The sequence below is a fragment of the Sphingomonas sp. 2378 genome (assembly GCF_038084995.1).
GTDB lineage: Bacteria > Pseudomonadota > Alphaproteobacteria > Sphingomonadales > Sphingomonadaceae > Sphingomonas.
The window spans coordinates 1-3,150 of the sequence record NZ_JAXCMJ010000090.1; the positions used below are offsets into that span (position 1 = coordinate 1).

General features: G+C 66.7%; 2 protein-coding genes and 1 pseudogene. 2 read left to right on the plus strand and 1 reads right to left on the minus strand.

The genetic code is table 11. The annotated features are described in order from the left end of the window. A pseudogene (locus SM191_RS19260) lies at window positions 1-1,303 on the plus strand (hypothetical protein); the annotation flags it as partial. Here SM191_RS19260 and SM191_RS19265 read toward each other — a convergent pair. Continuing rightward, window positions 1,292-1,852, minus strand: a complete 561-nt coding sequence (locus SM191_RS19265; protein ID WP_341507618.1) for a hypothetical protein — start codon at window positions 1,850-1,852, stop codon at window positions 1,292-1,294. The pseudogene SM191_RS19260 and the gene SM191_RS19265 overlap by 12 nt on opposite strands. Before the next feature lie 88 nt (window positions 1,853-1,940). Between SM191_RS19265 and SM191_RS19270 the strand changes: the two genes are divergently transcribed. Next, entirely contained in the window at window positions 1,941-2,936 is a 996-nt protein-coding gene (locus SM191_RS19270) for a hypothetical protein (RefSeq protein WP_341507619.1), read from the plus strand. The last annotated feature ends 214 nt before the right edge of the window (window positions 2,937-3,150 follow it).

The window sequence follows — 3,150 nt, forward strand, 5'->3', positions numbered from 1 at the left end:
CGAGGAGCGCTACCTCCACGGCACCTATGAGGAAAATGGCATCGCCCTGACCCCGCTCGAGCATATGGGCAATCGCGCGACCGGCCACGAGCGGCGTGGGGTCGCGACGGAGGTCGGCACCCGCAACGCGCGGCAGATCGTGAGCGATGAGCTTGCCGCCTGCGAGAAGAAGGCGGCTGCTGCGACCGACGTGCTGGCAAGGGACATGACGCTGATCCTGCCGTCGATCGGTGACCAGCCCGACGCGGTTGCCGCTGCCCGGCGATATGAGCGATTGTCCCGCCGACTGATCCAGCGCCGCCATGACATGGACGTCACCGATGTCGTAGTGGCGGCATCGCGATCGCGGGCGGAAGCGGTGATCGCAACGCTGGAGCCGGAGCCCGGCCGCCGGACCAAGCCGCGCGCGGGTGACGGTGCGCGGTTGGAGGCGGCGCGCGCGCATCTCGACTGGGTAGCGCAGCATTCGCCCTCCGACGACGAGCGTGTGGCCGAACGGCAGCGGCTCGCCCGGATCGAAGCGCAGGCTGCAACCGCATGGGATGAGGTCGCGGCGGCGATTGTCAGGGAGAAACAAGGCAACCCTGCGATCACCTATGTTCCGACGCGGCTGGCACCCTCGCCGACGATGCCGCATCCAGATTACCAAGAACGGGTGCGTGGGCGTCTTCGACGCTGGCTGGCGCGTCACGGACGCGATGAGGGGCGGCTGGTTTTTGTTGGCGACACCGTGCGCCTGGCACCGGATCAGCCGAAGGCGGTCGACCGGCTGCTGCGGCTGTACGCTGGCGAGCAGGAATTCCAGAATTGGATGGTCAGCGAACGGGAGCGGCGGGCCGATCAAGCCGCGGCTGATGCCAAGCGGCAGCGCGTCAAGCAGGCAGCGCTGCAACGCGCCGAGGTGGCCCGTCGTAAGCAACAGGCCGCGAAGGCGGAAGCGGACGACCTGGTCAGAACGATGTCGCCGCCGGAGGATCATGCGCGGTCACAACCCGTCGCTGCCGACATGCCCGCCGCCCAGCCTGCGGGCAGGCCGCCCGTGCCGGAAGGGAAATCGCCGCCCAAACCTGCTCCCCCCGCTTCTGTCGATTACCCCGCTACCCAGCCCGTCGATCGACGACCGCCTGATCCGCCCGTTGTGACCAGGGTCGATCCACAGCGAGAGAAGGAGGGCGAGCGGCAGGTGCCGCCCGGGCCCGCCCCGCGAGGCAGGCCGAAGGGCCCTCCGCCCCATATCCGGAGCAAGGGGCCGGACGATATAGCGCCGCCACAGCGTCCGATGGATCGCGGTTCAGAAAGATAATGACGGATTTCGGGCCGCCCCGATCGATGCGATCGGCCAGAAGGAAAGAGGGGAATAGCCTGTCGGCTGCACCATGATGGTGAAATGGACCTGAAGGCGACGCGAGCAGCCCCGCGCCGCCGGACTGGAATTGATATGAAGACCAAGACGAACGTTGTGCCGGGTTGGCTGAGTCCCGGGCAGGTGATGGACACGCTTTTCGATGTGCGCGAGCCCGGGTGCGAAGAACTGGGCTATGCTCTGCTCCGACCCCGCGCGAAGCAAAAGGCGAATAGCACGGCCGCGCTTATCCGCGCGAAGATGGCACCCGTCGAGCCGACCAGCGCCACGCCCGCAACCGCCTGCGGCATCCCGGTAACCGCCCGTCAGCATCGGCTCGTGCTTGCCCGGGGTGTCGGCGACATGACACTGGCGCCGCTCCTCGACGAGTACGACCGCGCCGTCCGCCCGCACCAGCGACTGCTGGCCGGCGTGCTGACGGTACGTGGCAGTATCAGCACGCCGCTCCACGATCTCTTCGACATGGCGACCAGTTACGCCGCGATCCATCTCGCGTGCGGCCGCTCGCTGACCAGCGTGGTCGTGGCCCATGCCCCTGGCGACGAGCTGAGCCGCGCGCTCGGCAAACGACGGTTCCGTGCTGGATCACGTGCATCCGGACGTGCTCGGCAGTCTGCTGGCGCGCCACCCGACCCAGAAGGTCTACCTCGACGCGTTCGCGGAGCACGTCCGGTTGGAACTCGAGCACCTGCGGACTTCGCGCTCGCGGGTGTATCCCAGGTCCTTGCTGACCGTTCCCCGCGGCTGGGACGAGCTTATCGCGGCACGAGGTGATGACTTTATCGAGTGGATGCGACCGTTTCTCGAGAACGAGTCCGGCTTGCATGACCTCCTCTTCATGCCCGAGGACTTCCCGCTTATGCGCTCGCTTGACGCGGTCGAGGATCTCGTCCCAGGCGCCAAAGCGGGAGTGGTCGCGCGCGCTCTCAAGGCGAGTATGTCCACCAACATGCGGATGGGCGCGCTCTACGATCTTGCCACCGAGGTAGTCGGTCCGGGTGCGGACGACGCGCGGGAGCTCGCGCTCGCGGAGGCGAACAATGACAAGAAGCTGTTCGAGTTCGCGAACGGCCTGCAGCGGAACGGCCAGGGCGAGTGGCTCCTGGAGCAGATCGAGCGCGACCTAGCCGGCCACACGTCGGGACGGGTCGCGCGCGGGCTCGTGCTGGCCGGCTTCCTCGTGCCTTCGGCGGAGAACGACGAGTGGTGGGCCGCGCATCAAGCGCCGCCTGCCACGGGCTGGCTCGCCGAAGTGCATGCTGCCGCTTACGCGGAGTACCGGCGCTACGGGTACGTCCAACACTGGGCGCGAAAATACCGGAACGACGTGGACGACGTGGCCGCGTTCAGCGCCCATGCGCTCCTGGTCGCCGGAGCCGACGATCGGCTGCTGGTCGGTGAGGAGAGACCCGAGGCGGATGAAATTAAGGGTTGGCCCTGGCGTCGGCGATTGCACTGGAGCGTCGGGTGGAAGGACGTGCGCGCCGCGATGAAGAAACGCGAGGATGCCTTCGAGAAGACGTTCCTAGCTACCGAGCCGCCTCTTCAAAATCAGGCACCGCGTCGGCAGTGACCGGGCGAGTGCTCACGCAAGGCGTCAGCCGCAGCCTCTTAGCCTGCTTTTGCGGGTTAACATGAACGAACGACTAAAGCTGGAAGCCTGATAGTCACCTCCGAGTGACCGCATTTGTGAAGGAAATCGGGCACCGGCAGGTGTACGATATCCTCCAAAGCAGGAAGCCGCGGGCCACGCTGGGTGACCTATGGGGTTTTGGGGTTTTGCGCTG